16 protein-coding genes are annotated in these 15,981 nt (G+C 67.7%); 14 read left to right on the top strand and 2 right to left on the bottom strand.

Annotated features, from left to right (window positions below):
- Positions 1-14: 14 nt before the first annotated feature.
- Genes H8R02_RS21385 through H8R02_RS21350 form a run of 8 tightly spaced genes read left to right on the top strand, consistent with a single transcriptional unit; the run spans position 15 to position 7,911 of the window.
- A complete protein-coding gene (locus tag H8R02_RS21385; protein WP_187083531.1) occupies positions 15-1,247 on the top strand; it encodes an acyl-CoA dehydrogenase family protein in 1,233 nt (410 codons plus the stop codon).
- A 10-nt stretch (positions 1,248-1,257) separates the two neighbouring features.
- Positions 1,258-2,319 carry an ABC transporter substrate-binding protein gene (locus H8R02_RS21380; protein WP_187083530.1) on the top strand — a complete coding sequence of 354 codons (1,062 nt, stop codon included), beginning with the start codon at positions 1,258-1,260 and terminating at the stop codon, positions 2,317-2,319.
- A gap of 1 nt (position 2,320) precedes the next feature.
- On the top strand, positions 2,321-3,097 hold the full coding sequence (locus H8R02_RS21375) for an ABC transporter ATP-binding protein (RefSeq protein WP_187083529.1): 777 nt from the start codon (positions 2,321-2,323) through the stop codon (positions 3,095-3,097).
- On the top strand, positions 3,094-3,870 hold the full coding sequence (locus H8R02_RS21370; protein WP_187083528.1) for an ABC transporter permease: 777 nt from the start codon (positions 3,094-3,096) through the stop codon (positions 3,868-3,870). The genes H8R02_RS21375 and H8R02_RS21370 overlap by 4 nt, the downstream gene beginning before the upstream one ends.
- A complete protein-coding gene (locus H8R02_RS21365; protein ID WP_187083527.1) occupies positions 3,867-4,622 on the top strand; it encodes an ABC transporter permease in 756 nt (251 codons plus the stop codon). The genes H8R02_RS21370 and H8R02_RS21365 overlap by 4 nt, the downstream gene beginning before the upstream one ends.
- A 4-nt stretch (positions 4,623-4,626) precedes the next feature.
- Positions 4,627-5,697, top strand: a complete 1,071-nt coding sequence (locus H8R02_RS21360) for a phosphotransferase family protein (protein WP_187083526.1) — start codon at positions 4,627-4,629, stop codon at positions 5,695-5,697.
- On the top strand, positions 5,694-6,881 hold the full coding sequence (locus tag H8R02_RS21355; protein ID WP_187083525.1) for an acyl-CoA dehydrogenase family protein: 1,188 nt from the start codon (positions 5,694-5,696) through the stop codon (positions 6,879-6,881). Before H8R02_RS21360 ends, H8R02_RS21355 begins: the two co-directional genes overlap by 4 nt.
- Entirely contained in the window at positions 6,874-7,911 is a 1,038-nt protein-coding gene (locus H8R02_RS21350) for an MBL fold metallo-hydrolase (RefSeq protein WP_187083524.1), read from the top strand. The genes H8R02_RS21355 and H8R02_RS21350 overlap by 8 nt, the downstream gene beginning before the upstream one ends.
- Before the next feature lie 249 nt (positions 7,912-8,160).
- Here H8R02_RS21350 and H8R02_RS21345 read toward each other — a convergent pair whose 3' ends face one another.
- Together H8R02_RS21345 and H8R02_RS21340 are read right to left on the bottom strand one after the other, a co-directional pair.
- On the bottom strand, positions 8,161-9,129 hold the full coding sequence (locus tag H8R02_RS21345) for a Bug family tripartite tricarboxylate transporter substrate binding protein (protein WP_187083523.1): 969 nt from the start codon (positions 9,127-9,129) through the stop codon (positions 8,161-8,163).
- Positions 9,126-10,394, bottom strand: a complete 1,269-nt coding sequence (locus tag H8R02_RS21340; protein WP_187083522.1) for an acyl-CoA dehydrogenase family protein — start codon at positions 10,392-10,394, stop codon at positions 9,126-9,128. The genes H8R02_RS21345 and H8R02_RS21340 overlap by 4 nt, the downstream gene beginning before the upstream one ends.
- A 168-nt stretch (positions 10,395-10,562) precedes the next feature.
- Here H8R02_RS21340 and H8R02_RS21335 point away from each other — a divergent pair, with 168 nt between their 5' ends.
- From H8R02_RS21335 to H8R02_RS21310, 6 genes are all read left to right on the top strand, one after another.
- On the top strand, positions 10,563-10,838 hold the full coding sequence (locus H8R02_RS21335) for a type II toxin-antitoxin system Phd/YefM family antitoxin (RefSeq protein WP_187083521.1): 276 nt from the start codon (positions 10,563-10,565) through the stop codon (positions 10,836-10,838).
- A gap of 21 nt (positions 10,839-10,859) precedes the next feature.
- Positions 10,860-11,306 carry a PIN domain-containing protein gene (locus tag H8R02_RS21330; RefSeq protein ID WP_187083520.1) on the top strand — a complete coding sequence of 149 codons (447 nt, stop codon included), beginning with the start codon at positions 10,860-10,862 and terminating at the stop codon, positions 11,304-11,306.
- Positions 11,307-11,378: 72 nt separating this feature from the next.
- Positions 11,379-12,230 carry a serine hydrolase gene (locus H8R02_RS21325; protein WP_187083519.1) on the top strand — a complete coding sequence of 284 codons (852 nt, stop codon included), beginning with the start codon at positions 11,379-11,381 and terminating at the stop codon, positions 12,228-12,230.
- Positions 12,227-12,811, top strand: coding sequence for a hypothetical protein (locus H8R02_RS21320; RefSeq protein ID WP_187083518.1), 585 nt, complete (start codon positions 12,227-12,229; stop codon positions 12,809-12,811). Before H8R02_RS21325 ends, H8R02_RS21320 begins: the two co-directional genes overlap by 4 nt.
- Before the next feature lies 1 nt (position 12,812).
- A complete protein-coding gene (locus tag H8R02_RS21315; protein ID WP_187083517.1) occupies positions 12,813-14,060 on the top strand; it encodes a hypothetical protein in 1,248 nt (415 codons plus the stop codon).
- Between the two features lie 59 nt (positions 14,061-14,119).
- Positions 14,120-15,892, top strand: a complete 1,773-nt coding sequence (locus tag H8R02_RS21310; RefSeq protein WP_187083516.1) for an RHS repeat domain-containing protein — start codon at positions 14,120-14,122, stop codon at positions 15,890-15,892.
- Positions 15,893-15,981 lie beyond the last annotated feature (89 nt).

Below are 15,981 nucleotides of genomic sequence, written 5' to 3'. Positions count from 1 at the left end.
CCTAGACTGGCCCGATGGATTTCAACCATTCCCCCAAGACGCTGGAACTGCGCGAGCGAGTGCGCACGTTCATGGACCGCCACATCTACCCGAACGAGCCGCACTTCTTCCACGACGACGACTGGACGCCGCCGAAGATCGTGCTGGAGCTCAAGCCCAAGGCGCGCGAAGCGGGGCTGTGGAACCTGTTCCTGCCGCTGCACACGAGCGAGAAGTCCGGCGTGAAGGGCGCGGGCCTCACCAACCTGGAATACGCGCCGCTGGCCGAGGAGATGGGCAAGGTCTCCGGCTGCAGCGAGGTGTTCAACTGCTCCGCGCCCGACACGGGCAACATGGAGACGCTGGCCCTTTACGGCACCGCCGAACAGAAGAAGCGCTGGCTGGAGCCGCTGCTGGACGGCACGATCCGCTCCGCCTTCGCGATGACAGAGCCGGAAGTGGCCTCCAGCGACGCGACCAACATCACCACGCGCATCGAGCGCGTGGGCGACGAATACGTCATCAACGGCCGCAAGTGGTGGATCTCCGGCGCGGGCGACCCGCGCTGCGCCGTCTACATCGTGATGGGCAAGACAGACTTCAATGGCCCGAAGCACTCGCAGCAGAGTATGGTGATGGTGCCCGCCGACACCCCCGGCGTCACGGTCAAGCGCCACCTGAAGGTGCTTGGCTTTTCCGACGCGCCGCACGGCCACATGGAGATCATCTTCGAGAACGTGCGCGTGCCCGTGTCGAACATCCTGCTCGGCGAGGGCCGCGGCTTCGAGATCGCGCAAGGGCGCCTCGGCCCGGGCCGCATCCACCACTGCATGCGCCTGATCGGCCTTGCGGAGCGCTGCCTCGACCTGATGTGCAAGCGCGTGGTCAACCGCGTCGCCTTCGGCAAGCCGCTGTCGGCGCAGACGGTGACGCAGGAGCGCATCGCCGAAGCGCGCTGCCGCATCGACATGGCGCGCCTGCTCACGCTGCGCGCCGCGTGGATGATGGACAACCATGGCAACAAAGTCGCGAAGAACGACATCGCCATGATCAAGGTGGTGGCGCCCGGCATGGCCCAGCAGGTCATCGACTGGGCCATCCAGGCGCATGGCGGTGGCGGGCTGTCGCAGGACTTCCCGTTCGCCCGCTTCCTCGCGAGCGCGCGCACGCTGCGCATCGCGGACGGCCCGGACGAAGTGCACCGCAACGCCATCGCCAAGAACGAGCTGTCGGCGCACCTCGCAGCCGCGCAGCTTTCCACTCGCTAAGGAGACAGACATGAATCGATTCCTCGCGGCAGCGCTGCTGCTGCTCGGCCTGCAAGTTCAAGTACCCGCCCACGCCCTCGAGAAGGTCGTGCTGGCGATCCCCACCACCGTCGGCTCGCAATACGCGGACCTGCTCTACGGCAAGGAGCTGGGCTACTTCGCCGCCGAAGGCATCGACCTGCAGCTCACCGGCTTCACCGGCGGCACCGCGGTGGTCGTGCCGCAGGTGGCGAACAAGTCCGTGCCCTTCGGCCTCGGCGAGTCGTCGCTGCTGATCGCCAACGTCGCCAAGAAGTCGCCGCTGCCGGTGCGCTACGTCTACAACTACCTCGCGTCCACCACGTACGACTACGTGGTCAAGCCGGACAGCCCCGTCAAGACGCTGGCCGACCTCAAGGGCAAGAAGGTCGGTGTCGTGAGCATGGCGGCGGGCAACATCTCGATGACGCGCGCGCAGTTCAAGCAGCTGGGCCTGAGCATCCCCGGCGACGTGACGCTGGTGCCGGTGGGCAGCGGCCCCGCCGCGTGGAAGCAGCTCACCGAAGGCAAGGTCGACGCGCTCAACCTCTGGTTCAGCGAGGACGCGCGCATGGTGCTGGGCGGCGTGCCGATCCGCCGCATCTCCCACACCGACAACCTGCGTCCGATCTTCTCGTCCGGGATGATGGCGCACGTCGACACCATCAAGGACAAGCCGCAGCTCGTGGCCGGCATGGGCCGCGCGATGGCGAAGTCGTCGGTGGCTTGCGCCGCGGCGCGCGAGAAGTGCGTGCGAGCCTATTGGGCGTTCGACCCCACGAGCAAGCCGACGGCCGAGAAGGAAGCCGAGTGGGTGAAGGGCGCGGTCGCCGTGCTGGAGGCCAACTACAGCGCCATCGACTACGCGCTCAAGCGCGACCCGAACTGGGGCGCGTTCGACCCGAAGGTGGTGGACACGTATGTGAAGGTGCTGGAGGAAGGCGGCACGGTGCCCGCGGGCGCCGCCGTGCCGGCAACCGACATCGTCACCAACCAGTTCGTGCCGGAGTTCAACAAGTTCGACCGGCTGGTCGTGCAGCGGCAGGCGAAGTGAGATGAAGCGCGCGGAAGCGGCGCTCTCGATCGGGGGCCTGGACGTCGTCTACGCGTCCAGCCGCGGCCCGGTGCAGGCGCTGCAGCAGCTTTCGTTCGATGTCGCGCCGGGCGCGTTCGTGTCGGTGCTCGGCCCATCGGGCTGCGGCAAGTCCACGCTGCTCAAGCTGGCGTCGGGGCTGCTGAAGCCCACGAGCGGCAACATCGCGCTGGCGGGCCAGCCGATCGATGGGCCGCGGCGCGAAGTGGGCATCGTGTTCCAGCAGCCGACGCTGCTGCCCTGGAAGACGGTGCTGGACAACGTGCTCGTGCCGGTGCGCGCGATGGGCGGCGACGTGCGCGCCGCGCGTGAACGCGCCCTGGACCTGCTGAAGATGGTGAAGCTGGACCAGTTTGCCGGCCACTACCCCCACGAACTCTCCGGCGGCATGCAGCAGCGCGTGGGCATCGTGCGCGCCCTCGTGCACGACCCCTCGCTGCTGCTGATGGACGAGCCCTTCGCTGCGCTGGACGCCATGACGCGCGAGTCGATGATGGTGGAGCTGCAGCGCATCTGGTCCACCACGGGCAAGTCGGTGCTGTTCATCACGCACTCGATTCCCGAGGCGGTTTTCCTGTCGGATCGCGTCGTGGTGCTGTCGCCGCGGCCCGGCCGTGTGGTGCAGACGCTGGAGATCGACCTGCCGCGGCCGCGCTCGATCCAGACGATGGCGAGCCCGCGTTTCGCCGAGTTGTCGAACGAGTTGCGCGAAGTGTTCGCGCGGATGGACCTGGGATGAAGTCGCTGCGCAGCGTCGCGCCCTTCATCACCGTGGGAATCGTGCTGGCCGTGTGGCTGCTGGCGACGCGTGTCTTCGGCGCGCCCGCCATGCTGCTGCCCGACCCCGTCGTGACGCTGCAGGGGCTCTGGGCTGGCGTGCGATCCGGCGACATCCTGCTCGACGCCTGGGCGACGGTATCCGCCGCGGCCATCGGCTACGCCATCGGCGCGAGCATCGCATTCATCCTCGCCGCGGCGATGGCGCTGTGGCGCCCCGTCGAGCGGCTGCTGGTCGTGCCGGTGATGGCCTTCCAGTCCATCCCGAAAGTGGCGCTCGCGCCTCTCATCTACATCTGGATCGGCTTCGGCATGCGCAGCAGCGTGGCGCTCGTCGCGCTCGCGTGCATCTACCCGGTCTTCGTGAACAGCTTCATCGGCTTCCGCTCGGTCGACCCAGGCCTGGTGGACCTCTACCGCGCGAGCGGCGCCGGGCCGTTGCGCATCCTGGCCTCGGTGCGGCTGCCCTCGGCTGCTCCACAGGTCTTCGTGGGGCTCGAAGTCTCGGTGGTGTTCGCGCTGCTCGCATCCGTCGTCATGGAGCTGGTCGCAGGCGAACGCGGCCTCGGCGTGCGCATCCAGACGGCGTCGACGACGCTGGACATGGCAACCGTGTTCGGTGCGGTCATCACGCTGGCTGTCATCGGCCTCGCAGCGAGCGCGGGGCTTCGCGCCCTGCGCCGGCGGTTGGTGTTCTGGCAGCGCGACGAATCGATGGTGGAGGCGACGGCATGAAGGACGCGCTCAAGACATTGCTCGCTTCACTCGTCACCATCGCCATGCTCACGTTCGTGTGGTGGTGGGTCACGCGGCCGGGCGGCTTCGACAAGTCCGTGCTGCCGTCGCCGAGCGACGTGCTCGGCGCGCTCGATGCGGGCGTCGTCCAGGGCACGCTGCACCCGCACATCGTCGCCACGGGCCGCGCGGCACTCGTGGGACTGACGGTGGGTGTCCTGCTTGGCGTGGCGGCGGGTGCGCTGGTGGTGCTCGTGCCGGTGCTGGAGATGTTCCTGCTGCCCGTCGTCACTGCCATGCAGTCCATCCCGAAGGTGGCGCTCGCGCCGCTGGTGGTGGCCTACCTCGGCTTCGGCATGGCGCCGAAGGTGTTCACGGCCGGCATGCTCGCCTTCTTCCCCGCTTTCCTCGCGGCCGTCGCGGGCCTGCGCTCGCCCGACCGCGCGCACCTCGACCTGTTCCGTGCCTGCTCCGCGTCGCGGATGCACACGCTGTTCAACGTGCGTGTCCCGGCCGCGGCGCCGTACCTCTTCGGTGCGCTGCAGGTCGCCGTCGTGTTCAGCCTGATCGGCGTCGTGGTGTCGGAGTTCATCGCCGCCACCGAGGGCCTGGGCTACGTCATCAAGGCGCGCTCGCAGGAGCTCGACGTCTCGATGATGTTCGCCGCCATCGTCGTGCTGTGCGCGATGGGCACCGGCGCGGGCCTGCTCGTGCGGCTGCTGCAGCACCGCGTCGTCTTCTGGCGCAAGTAAAACCATGCTCAACGAAACCATCGAAGTCCTGGCCCACAACCGCATCGACGAAGCTTCGCTGGACCGCTACCTCGCCGCTCACTTGCCCGGTTATGCCGGCGAGCTGAAGGTGCGCCAGTTCCCGGGCGGCTTCTCCAACCCGACCTACGCACTCGACGCGCGCATGGCCGACGGAACGCGACGCGACTTCGTGATGCGCAAACGCCCCGCGGGCAAGCTGCTGCCGTCCGCGCACCAGGTGGATCGCGAGTTCCGCGTCATCACCGCGCTGCAGGGCACGGGCGTGCCGGTGCCGCGCACGCACTTCCTCTGCGAGGACCCCGAGGTGCTGGGCCAGTCCTTCTTCGTGATGGACCACGTGCCCGGCCGCATCTTCGGCGACCCGTCGATGCCCGGCTGCTCACCGTCCGAACGCCGCACCGTCTATGGCCAGTTGATGGACACGCTCGCGCGCCTGCACGGCGTGGACCCGGCGGCGGTGGGCCTGGCCGACTACGGCAAGCCCAACGACTTCCTGCCGCGCTTCGTCGACCGCTGGCTGCGCCAGTACCGGGCCTCGCAGACCGACGACGTGCCGGAGATGGAGCAGCTCGCCGAGTGGCTGCTCGCCAACCTGCCGCCCGCGCAGCCCGCGTGCGTGATGCACGGTGACTTCCGCCTCGGCAACCTCATCGTGCACCCCACCGAGCCGCGCGTCGTCGCCGTGCTCGACTGGGAGTTGAGCACGCTGGGCGATCCTTTCTGCGATGTGGCGTACGCGTGCCTCGTGTACCACCTGCGCGAAGGGCCGATCGGGCTCGAAGGCGCCGATTGGCGCGCCCTGGGCATCCCCAGCGAACAGGAGCAGGTGCGCCGCTACTGCGCGGCGCGCGGCATCGACAACGTTCCCCACTGGGACTTCTACATGGCCGTCAACCTGTTCAAGCTTGCCGCCAACGCGCAGGGCGCGTACAAAAGGGCGCTGGACGGTATCGGCTCGTCGGCCGCGCTCTCGCGCAAGCCGCATGTGGCGCGGCGCGCGCGCATGGCGTGCCGGCTGGCCGGGTTGCCCGTCACCGAAACGGAAACGCCATGACACCCTTCTACCCCTCCGAGCGCAGCCGCGAGCTGACGCAGCGCGTCGAAGCCTTCGTGCGCGACGTCGTCATCGCTTACGAGCGCGACCCGCGCTGCGGCGCGCACGGCCCATCCGACGAGCTGATGCACGAGATGCGCGCGAAAGCGCGTGCGGCCGGCGTGCTCACGCCGCACATCCTGCCCGACGGCAGCCACCTGACGCAGCGCGAGACCGCGGTGGTGTTGCGCGCGAGCGGCCTGTCTCCCTTGGGTCCGGTTGCAGTGAACACCATGGCGCCCGACGAAGGCAACATGTTCCTGCTCGGCAAGATCGGCACGCCCTGGCAGAAGGACCGCTTTCTCGCGCCGCTGGTCCGCGGCGAGGCGCGCTCCGCGTTCTTCATGACCGAGCCTGCGAGCGAGCAGGGCGCGGGCTCCGATCCCTCCATGCTGCAGACCACCGCCGTGCGCGAAGGCTCGCAGTGGCGCGTCAACGGCCGCAAGATGTTCATCACCGGCGCCCAGGGCGCGAAGGCGGGCATCGTGATGGCACGCACCGGTGGTGCCGGCGAGGGCAAGGCCACGATGTTCCTCGTGGACCTGCCGAACCCGGCCGTGCGCATCGAGCGCATCGTCGACACCATCGACAGCTCCATGCCCGGTGGGCACGCGCAGGTGCTGATCGAGGACCTGGTGCTCTCGGACGAGCACGTGCTCGGCGAGGCGGACGAGGGTTTCCGCTACGCGCAAGTGCGCCTTGCGCCCGCGCGCCTGTCGCACTGCATGCGCTGGCTCGGCTCCGCCACGCGCGCGCAGGAGATCGCCACGGCCTACGCCACCACGCGCAAGTCCTTCGGCAAGCTGCTCATCGACCACGAGGGCGTCGGCTTCATGCTCGCCGAGAACGCCATCGAGCTGCAGCAGTGCACGCTGATGATCGATTGGTGCGCGAGCGTGCTCGACAGCGGCTCGGCCGGCGGCACCGAAAGCTCGATGGCGAAGGTGGCTGTGTCCGAAGCGCTGTTCCGCATCGCCGACCGCTGCGTGCAGGTAATGGGCGGCTCCGGCGTCGCGCGCGACTCCATCGTCGAACAGGTGTTCCGCGAGACGCGGGCCTTCCGCATCTACGACGGCCCGAGCGAAGTGCACAAGTGGTCGCTGGCCCGCAAGATCAAGCGCGACGCGCTCTCGGCGCGTGGCTGAAGCACTCTCGTTCCCGATCCCCGCGCCGGCCAACGGTGGGTTCACGCCCGTCGCACCGGGCGTGTGGTGGGTGCGGCTCGCGTTGCCGGGCCCGCTCGCGCTCATCAACGTGTGGGCGCTCGAAGACGGGGACGGCTGGACGCTCGTCGACACCGGTGTCGGCTCGCAGGCGAGCATCGACGCGTGGGAGCAATTGCTGCGCGAGCCGCCCTTCAACCGACCGCTCAAGCGCGTGATCGTCACGCACATGCACCCGGACCACGTCGGCATGGCCGGCTGGTTCACGCGGCGCTTCGATGTGCCGCTGTGGATGACGCGGCTGGAGTACCTGCAGTGCCGCGTCGCCGCGTCGGACACTGGCCGCGAGCCGCCGCGCGATGCGTTGCGCTTCTACCGCGCCGCGGGCTGGGACGACGCGGCGATGGCGGCTTACAAGGAGCGCTTCGGCAAGTTCGGCCGCAACATCCAGCCGATGCCCGACAGTTATCACCGCATCGTCGATGGCGAGCGCATCCGCATCGGCGCGAGCGATTGGGAAGTGGTTACCGGCACCGGGCATTCACCGGAGCATGCGTGCCTGTATTGCGCCGACCGCGGGCTGCTGATCTCGGGTGACCAGGTGCTGCCGCGGATTTCGTCGAACGTGTCCGTGCAGCCGATGGAGCCGGATGCGAACCCGATGGCTGACTGGCTCGCGTCGATCGCGAAGCTGCGTTCGCGCATCGGTGACGACGTGCTGGTGCTGCCGTCGCACAACGAGTGCTTTCGCGGGTTGCATGCGCGGCTGGCGCAGTTGGAAGAGAGCCAGCACGAAGCGCTGGACAAGCTGCGCGTGGTGCTCGTTGAGCCGAAGCGGGTGGTGGATGTGTTTGGGGCGCTGTTTCGGCGTCCGATTGCGCCGGACAACGCGAGTTTGTTGGGGATGGCCACCGGGGAGACGGTGGCGTGTCTCAATTACCTGATTGCTCGGGGTGAAGCTGTGCGCGAGGTGCGCGATGGGGTCGCGTGGTTTGGTTTGGGGCGTCCGTAAGCGTAGTCTCGGTTTCGCCATTCATATGTGCGTTGCTCTCCCCATCCCTCCCCCCGCCCTCCCTTCCCCTCCGGGAAAGAGAGGGAGCTAAATCGGACAGCCGATTTGGGCTCGTCTGGACGGACAGGGCCGAATCGGGAGACGTCGGGTGGCGGGCGAACGTGAGGATCGTTCCTTCACGTCGAGTACCTGCCCACGCATATGTCTTCGGCCGCCAATCGACCCGACGACGCCCTACAAAGGAAAGAGCTACTCCGCAGCCTTGATGCCAGTAACCTGCACCACCCGCTTCCAGTAGTCAATCTCCTTGCGCATGTCCCCCGCGACATCCTCCCGCTCCCCAGAAGCGGGCTCCAACCCGATCTCCTGCATCTTCTGCCGCACATCCGGCATCCTGATCACGCGCAGCACCGCGTCACGGACCTTGTCCACGGTCTGCGGCGCCACCCCCGCAGGCAGCAGCAGCCAGTAGCGCCCACCCGCGGTGATGTCGTACCCCAGCTCGCTGAACGTCGGCACATCGGGCAGCAGGGCCGAACGCTTCGTGCCCGTGATCGCCAGCACGCGCAGCTTGCCCGCCTTGACGTGCGGCAGGCTGTCGAGGTTGCTCACGCCACTTTTCACGTGGCCGCCAAGCAGCGCGTTGGTCAGCGGCGGCGTGCCGCGGAACGGCACGTGCGCGAGGTCCAGCCCATGCTTCATGTTGATCAGGCTGGAGTACACGTGGCCGGTGGTGGCCGCGCCATAGCTGCCGAAGTTGAACTGCGCTGGGTTGGCCTTGGCCTTCGTCACGAAGTCCGAAAGGCTCGTGATGCTCATGTCACCCGTGAGCAGCACCAGCGGCACGTCGTTCAAGCGAGCGATCGGGATGAAGTCCGTGAGCGGGTCGTAAGGCGTTTTCACGCCGAAGGCCGGCGCCTGCACCAGCGCGCTGAAACCCAGCAGCATCGTGTGCCCGTCCGGCGCCGACTTGGCGACGTGCGCGGAACCGATCGCGCCACCTGCGCCCGGCTTGGAGTCCACGATGATCGGCACCTTCCACTCGTCCTTCAGCTTGTCGGCGAGCATGCGCAGCACCTGGTCGCCGGCGGAGCCGCTGGCCGAGGGCAGTACGAGCGTGATGGTCTTGCCCGGGATGGGGAAGGCATCGGCGGCGTGGGCACCGAAGGCGGTGGCAGCCGCGAGCACAGCGGCGGTGAGATGGCGGCGAGTGATCATGCAGTCTCCTTCGTTTTCTTGATCTTGTTCGGCCCGGCAAAACCGAAGAGGAAACCCGCCACCTTGCGGATCTGCACTTCGTCCGAGCCTTCGGTGATGCGATAGCGGCGATGGTGGCGGTAGATGTGCTCGAAGGCCTTGCCGCGCGTGTAGCCGATGCCGCCGTGCACCTGCATCGCCAGGTCCGCGGCCTTGCAGGCGAGGCGGTTCGCGCGGAAGTTGGCGATGCCGACCTGGTCGCTCATCTTCTCGTGCGGCGTGCGGTCCATCTCCCACGCGGTCTTGAACACGTAGTTGCGCACGATCTCGACTTCCGCGTGCATCTCGGCCAGCGGGAACTGGATGGCCTGGTGCTGCGCGATGGGCTTGCCGAAGGTCTTGCGCTCGCGGGCGTACTGCACCGACTCCTGCACGCAGTAGCGCGCGGCGCCCGCGCTTTGCGCGGCTTGCCGGATGCGGTTCTTGTGCACGACGTGCTGCGCCAGCATCAGGCCCTTGCCCTCTTCGGCGAGGATGGCCGAGTGCGGCACGCGCACGTCCTTGAACGTGACCTCCGCGTGGTCGCTGGGCATGTTGAAGGTCCAGTGGTAGTACTCGATCTTCACGCCCGGTGTGTCCATCGGCACGATGAAGCCGGTGAGGCCGGTCGCGTCGCCGGCCTTGCCGGAGGTGCGCGCGATGACGAGGTCGGAGTGCGCGGTGTGCACGCCGCTGTTGAAGCGCTTGGCGCCGTTGATCACCCAGACGTCGCCCTGGCGCACGGCGGTGGTTTCCATCCACGTGGCGTCGCTGCCGTGGTCGGGCTCGGTCAAACCGAAGGCCACGCGTTTTTCCCCGGTGATGATGCCTTCGAGGTACTCGGCCTTCTGCGCCTCGTTCGCGTAGCGGTCGAACACCTCGGCCATCGAGATGCTGCCTACGACGGAAGTTTCGCTTTGCAGGTCGGCGTGCAGGCCCACGCCCTTGGCCGCGAGGTGTTCGCGCAGCACGGCCTGGGCGAGGTTGCTTGCGTCCTTGCCGCCCAGCCGCTTCGGCAGGCCGATGCGGTAGAAGCCCGCGCGGTCGGCGCGCCGGCGCATCTCGTGCAGCAGCGCTTCCCACTCCCGCGTGGGGATGCCGCCTTCGGCCCAGTTGGTGCGGGCGCGTTCGCGCCGGTGGTCGAAGAACTGCGGGTTGGCGTCTTCCAGCGGCTTGATCTCGGCCGCGATGAAGGCGTCCATCGTGGCGATCGTGTCCTGCAGCTCGCGGGGGATGTCGAAGTCCATGGGTAAACGTTTCCGGCTCGTGGGGTACGGTGCCCATCTTCCCGGGCGGGGGCAAGGGGCGCATCGTCGGTTGCGACGAGCCGGGGCGGCCACGACTGTTGACCTTGAAATTGTGTACACAATGATGCACAATGGCCGGGTGTCGAACAGGTCCATGAGGAGTAAGCCATGGAAACCACCAAGGTGGGCATTCGCGAGTTCAGGGCCGGGCTGGCGGAGTTCATTGCCGCGGAAACGCCGGTCGCCATCACTCGCCATGGGCAGACCGTCGGCTTCTTCATCCCCGCGCACGGCCAGGCCGAGGCGGACCTGGCTGCGTTGAGGAAGGTATCGGCCGGGCTCGACCAGTTGCTTGCGGAAAGGAAAGTGGACGTGGAGGAGGTCGCCGCCGAGTTCAAGAGCGCGCGCAGGCGCAAGGCGCCTGCCCGGCCAAAGGGCCGGTGAGGACGAGGATCGACAACCTGAATGCACCGCCGGGCACTCGTCCTCGACGCCAATATCCTGGTCCGCGCGGTGCTCGGTCAACGCGTGCGCGCATTGCTCCTGGAATATGCCGGTGAGGTGAGCTTCTTTGCCCCGGCCACCGCTTTCGAAGAGGCTCGTGAACACTTGCCCCCACTGCTCGAAAGGCGCGGCGTCAACGGGGAGCACGTCCTCGCCGTGTTGGAGGCACTCGAGGCTGTGGTTGCGCCCATCGACATCGAGGTCTACGGGACGATGGAACAGGCCGCACTCGCGCGCATCGCCGATCGTGACCCCGAAGATTGGCCGGTACTGGCCTGTGCCTTGGCCCTCGATTGCCCGGTGTGGACCGAAGATGCGGACTTCTTCGGCACAGGCGTCGCGACCTGGACCACCAGCCGAGTCGAGTTGTACCTCGCTGCGGATGAGCCAGTTGCGCGCGACGGATGAACTGACCGCTCCGACCGGCTGAATCCGGCAAGTCCTACAGCCTTCCCGCATCCAGCCCACCACACTCGAGTGGTGACCCACCCCCCGGCGGAGGCAACGCTCCGCGATACCGTCCTCTCCATCGGCGAAGACGCGGGCGCGGCCGCAGTCGCGGTGGCCGCCTACGACTTCGAGCACCACACCACGTGGTCGCTCAACGCCGACCGCTGGTTCCACGCCGCGAGCACGATCAAGGTGCCCGTGCTGCTGGGCGTGTACGACGCCATCGAGCAGGGGCGCTTCCAGCCCACGTCGCGCGTGCACGTGCGCAACCGTTTCCACAGCGTGGTGGGCGGGGTGCCGTTCCGCGTGGGCGAGGACCGTGACGCGAACGCGGCCGTGCACGCCGCGACCGGGCGCACGCTCACGCTGCACGAGCTGGCCGAGCACATGATCGTGACCAGCAGCAACCTGGCCACCAACCTGCTGCTCGACCTCGTCGGCGTCGACAACGCACGCGCGTGCCTCGCGAGATTGAACGTCAGCGGCATCGAACTGCTGCGCGGCGTCGAGGACGAGGCAGCGTGGGAGGCCGGGCTCAACAACCGCGTAACGGCTTCGGGGCTCTGCGCGGCGATGCGCCTCATCGAAGAGGGCAAGGCGATCTCGCCCGAGGCGTCCGCCGCGATGCTCGACATCCTGCACAAGCAGCGCTTCCGCAGCGGCATCCCCGCGGGCCTGCCGGAGGACGCACGTGTTGCGAACAAGACGGGCGAGATCTCCACCATCGCCCACGACGCGGGCATCGTGTACCTCGATGGGCGCGATGCCTACGTTGTGGTCATCCTGACCGAGTGGGCGCCGGACGTGACGGGCCATCGCCAGGAGACCATCGCGCGCATCTCGCGGGCGATGTACGAGTACATGACGGGGGGCACCGCATGAGCACGATGCCGCTGCCCGTGGTGCTCGCGGGTGAACTGCCGCCGGAGGTGCGGCAGGTGCTGCGGCCGGGGCAGGCGCTGCAGGACCGCACGGGCGCTGCGCACGTCTTGCCGGCGTCTTTCCTGCGTGTGGACTCGTGGCGCCAGGCTCAGGAGACGCAGCTCACGCCGCACTTCCGGCTGTGCGAACTGATCGAGGTGGACGTGCGCGAAGCGGCGGCCATGCAATCGTTTCCGAAGTTCGTTCCTTGCGCGGTGGTGCTGCTCGCCGCGGCGCTCGAGTTGTTCCGGCTGGAGGTGGGCACGTACGTGCATGTCGCGGCCAACGGTGGCTACCGCTCGCCGGGGCATGCGCTCAGCCGCCACGCGTCGCGTCACTGCTGGGGGACGGCGGCCAACATCTTCCGCATCGGCGACACCTACCTCGACAACCGCGATGCGGTCGAGAAGTACGCGGTCATCGCGCGCAAGGTCATCCCCGGCGTGTGGGTGCGTCCCTATGGCGTGGAAGACGGCCAGGCCGACGACCACTTGCACCTGGACATCGGCTACACGGTGTTCGACCCGGTGAGGGGTGGCTGACATGGCGGACGGCAAGAAGCTCGACCGACCCTCCGCGCCCGGCAAGCTGCGCCTCGCGGCGATGGGTTTGGAAGCGGAGTTCTCACTCGTGCTCGACGGCCAGCCGACGCGGCCGGAGGACCACTTCCACAGCCCGCGCGACTTCATCCGCGACGAGCTCGTGCACCGCGAGGGCCGCTCGTACCAGCTGCCCACCGGATGCGCCGTCTACTTCGACACCGGCGTGATCGAGGTCGCCACGCCGGTAGTCGAGATCGAGCGAGGCTGCGCGGCGCGCGCTGGCCGGTCGCTGTGGGAAGCGGTCCAGGTCATCCGCGACAACCTCGATGCGTGGGATGGGGCCAACAACCACGAGACGCGCCTCGTGGGATTCAGCACGCACTACAACGTGTCGTTCGAGCTGCCGCCCGGTGAGCCCGCCAACGGCCGCACGATCGAGCAGCTGGCGTTGCTGCTCACGTACATCCTGCCCGCGCCGGTGATGCTGCTGGCGACGAACCGTGAATCCACGGGTGTGGGCGTGCGCCCGCGCATCGACCGCATCGAAATCACTTCCGATTTCACGCCGAGCCCCTCGCTGATGGTCGCGACCGCCGCGTTGATCGTCGGCATCGTGCGCGACGTGATGAAGTGGCCGAGTTACGACCTCGCGGAGCTGGCGAAGCACGACATCCCGGTGATCAGCGCGTTCCAGCCGATGCCGCACACGTCGCGCAAGGGCTGGCTCGCGCGCTTCAGCTGCTACCCGGAAAGCCCGTTCACGTGCGACATCGATGAGCCGATGTGGCACACGCAGCAGCATGGGGCCAGCAGCCTGCGCGGGATCGCGGGGCGCATCGTGCGGCAGTTCCTGCGGCCGATCCGCCGCATCAGCGATCCGTTCACCTTCCGCCTCATCGGTGCGGTGATGGGCGGCCGCAGCGCGTCGTTCCTCGATCTCGACGAACGCCCGCCGGAGTACGAGGACGTCGGCCACCTCTGTGCTTGGGACGAGGACCTGCCGCAGGCGCGCGTCGGCCGGTCACTGTACGAGCGTGTAGTGATCCGCGCGATGTCGGGCCAGCGCTTGCGGCGCGGGCGGCATCACCTGCGGCCCGTTGGCATGAGCGGCTGGTCCGCGGTGGTGTTCCGGCGCGAGGACAACCGGTGCGAAGTGATTGCGATCGACGACCTCGTGCGGCACATCGACGAGTGGGAGGAGACGGCGTCGCAGCAGTTGGATACGGCCAACACCCAGACTAAAGGCTAGGACACTTTCGTCGCGCCCCGCCCTAGATTTCGCTCCACTCAACGAGGGAGCGAAACTTCATGCGACCACAAGGAATGCCGGTGCGCGCCGTCTGCTGCGCGGTGCTGGCCTCGATCACGACTACGGCAACGCTCGCGCAGGGCGTGCCATCCGGGCCGGCCACGCAGTTCTTGTACGACGCCAACGGCCGGCTCATCGGCCAGACCGACCCGCTGAACCAAGGCACGCGTATGACGCTCGATGCGCTGGGCCGCCCCACCGCCATCACGTTCGCCGACAACAGCACAGCCGCGCAGTCATGGAGCCCGCTCGACCAGTTGGTGCAGGTGACGGACCCCAAAGGCGTCGCAACGCGCTACACGCGCAACGCCTTCGGCGAGGTCACCAGCCAGAGCAGCCCGGACACCGGCACCGTCACGTTCAAGCGCGACGCGAATGGCCGCGTGATCGAGGCACGCGATGCAAAGGCGCAGGTCACGCGCATCGAGCGCGATGCGCTGGGCCGCCCAACGCGCATTCGTCACGATGCGGGCAGCACGACGAACTTCAGTTACGACCCGGGCGGCCAGGTCGACCGGCTGGAAGACAGCTCCGGCAGCATCTCGTACACACGCGACCTGCACGGCCGCGTGCTCAGCGCCACCTGGCGCATCAACGACAACCCGGCGAACCCCAGCGCATTCGCCGTGAACTACGGCTACACGCTGGGGGACCTCACCGGCATCATCTATCCAAGCGGCCTGAAGGTAACTTACCGGCGCGTCGCTGGGCGCGTCACCGGCGTCGACGTCCTGGAGCCGGGCAGGAACAAGCCATGGGCGCCGTTCGTGAGCAGCGTTGCTCACACGCCGCTGGGGCAGCCGAAGGCGTGGACGTGGAGCAATGGCGATGCGGCATCGCGCAGCTTCGACACAAGTGGCAGGATGACGTCTACCGAGTTCGCGCGGTACACCTACGACGCGGCGTCGAGGATCGTCGGCATCACCCAAGACCTGTGGGCGTCGCGCACGGTCGTGTCCGGCACGGCGACGGTCAGCGAGGTCTATCGCGTGCCGGTGTCATGGACAGCCGCTTACGACAACCGCAACCGGCTCATTCGCTTGGAGCGCGAAGGCGCGAAAAGTGTCTACAGCTACGACGCCAACTCCAACCGGCTGCAGGCGCTGGAGATGCAAGGCAGCGACGTGGACCTCGAGGGCAGCTTCGAGCAGCCCGGCATGGCGCAGGGTGTGCAGGTCGCGCTGAAGGTGGACGCGGGCAGCAACCGGCTGCTGGGCTTCTCGCAGACGCTCACGCGCATGCAAGCGGGCCAGGCGGTGCGCACCAGCGTGACGAACGTCGCTTACGAGGTCGATGCGAACGGTGCCATGACGAGCGACGGCCTGCGCCACTTCGTCTATGGTGACGACAACCGCCTCGCGCGGGTCGAGATCGTGAAGGACGGCGAAGCCGCGGCCGTGCGCTACCTGCACAACGGGTGGGGGCAGCGGGTGTTCAAGAGCGAGCCGCAGGCGCTGCAGACCCTGCCCAAGGAAAGCGAGCTGGGCAACGCGTTTGTGAACTGGCTGCGCAAGAACTTCGGTTGGATGTTGAGCAACCCGGGGGCCGGCAAGGCGAGCCTTGGGCAGGCGTTCATCTATGGCGACGGAGAGATTCCGCGCTGGGCGCTCCTGGGCGAGTATGACAACGGTTCTTCAGCGGGGAAGGGTACGACGGAGATCATCTGGTTGCCCGTCGCCGGTGGCGGCGCCATACCCATCGGGCTGTACCGCAACGGCAAGCTGTATGCGGTGCATACTGACCTTGCCCCCGAAAAACGGATTCCTTGCTGAGGTGTAATTTGGCAAGGAGAGAACTGGAATGGCAAAGAAGCCGAGGGCGAGATACACGCTCGAATTCAAGCTGGAGGCGCTGAGGCAGA

Origin of the sequence: Ramlibacter albus (assembly GCF_014297445.1) — a bacterium.
GTDB classification, from domain to species: Bacteria; Pseudomonadota; Gammaproteobacteria; order Burkholderiales; family Burkholderiaceae_C; genus Ramlibacter; species Ramlibacter albus.
The sequence above is the reverse complement of the archived record's forward strand: the minus strand, read 5'-3'. Positions and strand labels throughout refer to the sequence as shown.

Excerpts from the sequence above, each read along its gene's own strand:
- H8R02_RS21355 (WP_187083525.1), top strand. The coding sequence starts at position 5,694 with ATGACACCCTTCTACCCCTCCGAGCGCAGCCGCGAGCTGACGCAGCGC.
- H8R02_RS21310 (WP_187083516.1), top strand. The coding sequence starts at position 14,120 with ATGCGACCACAAGGAATGCCGGTGCGCGCCGTCTGCTGCGCGGTGCTG.
- H8R02_RS21375 (WP_187083529.1), top strand. The coding sequence starts at position 2,321 with ATGAAGCGCGCGGAAGCGGCGCTCTCGATCGGGGGCCTGGACGTCGTC.
- H8R02_RS21365 (WP_187083527.1), top strand. The coding sequence starts at position 3,867 with ATGAAGGACGCGCTCAAGACATTGCTCGCTTCACTCGTCACCATCGCC.
- H8R02_RS21330 (WP_187083520.1), top strand. The coding sequence starts at position 10,860 with ATGCACCGCCGGGCACTCGTCCTCGACGCCAATATCCTGGTCCGCGCG.
- H8R02_RS21315 (WP_187083517.1), top strand. The coding sequence starts at position 12,813 with ATGGCGGACGGCAAGAAGCTCGACCGACCCTCCGCGCCCGGCAAGCTG.
- H8R02_RS21360 (WP_187083526.1), top strand. The coding sequence starts at position 4,627 with ATGCTCAACGAAACCATCGAAGTCCTGGCCCACAACCGCATCGACGAA.
- H8R02_RS21320 (WP_187083518.1), top strand. The coding sequence starts at position 12,227 with ATGAGCACGATGCCGCTGCCCGTGGTGCTCGCGGGTGAACTGCCGCCG.
- H8R02_RS21370 (WP_187083528.1), top strand. The coding sequence starts at position 3,094 with ATGAAGTCGCTGCGCAGCGTCGCGCCCTTCATCACCGTGGGAATCGTG.
- H8R02_RS21380 (WP_187083530.1), top strand. The coding sequence starts at position 1,258 with ATGAATCGATTCCTCGCGGCAGCGCTGCTGCTGCTCGGCCTGCAAGTT.
- H8R02_RS21340 (WP_187083522.1), bottom strand. The coding sequence starts at position 10,394 with ATGGACTTCGACATCCCCCGCGAGCTGCAGGACACGATCGCCACGATG.
- H8R02_RS21345 (WP_187083523.1), bottom strand. The coding sequence starts at position 9,129 with ATGATCACTCGCCGCCATCTCACCGCCGCTGTGCTCGCGGCTGCCACC.
- H8R02_RS21385 (WP_187083531.1), top strand. The coding sequence starts at position 15 with ATGGATTTCAACCATTCCCCCAAGACGCTGGAACTGCGCGAGCGAGTG.
- H8R02_RS21335 (WP_187083521.1), top strand. The coding sequence starts at position 10,563 with ATGGAAACCACCAAGGTGGGCATTCGCGAGTTCAGGGCCGGGCTGGCG.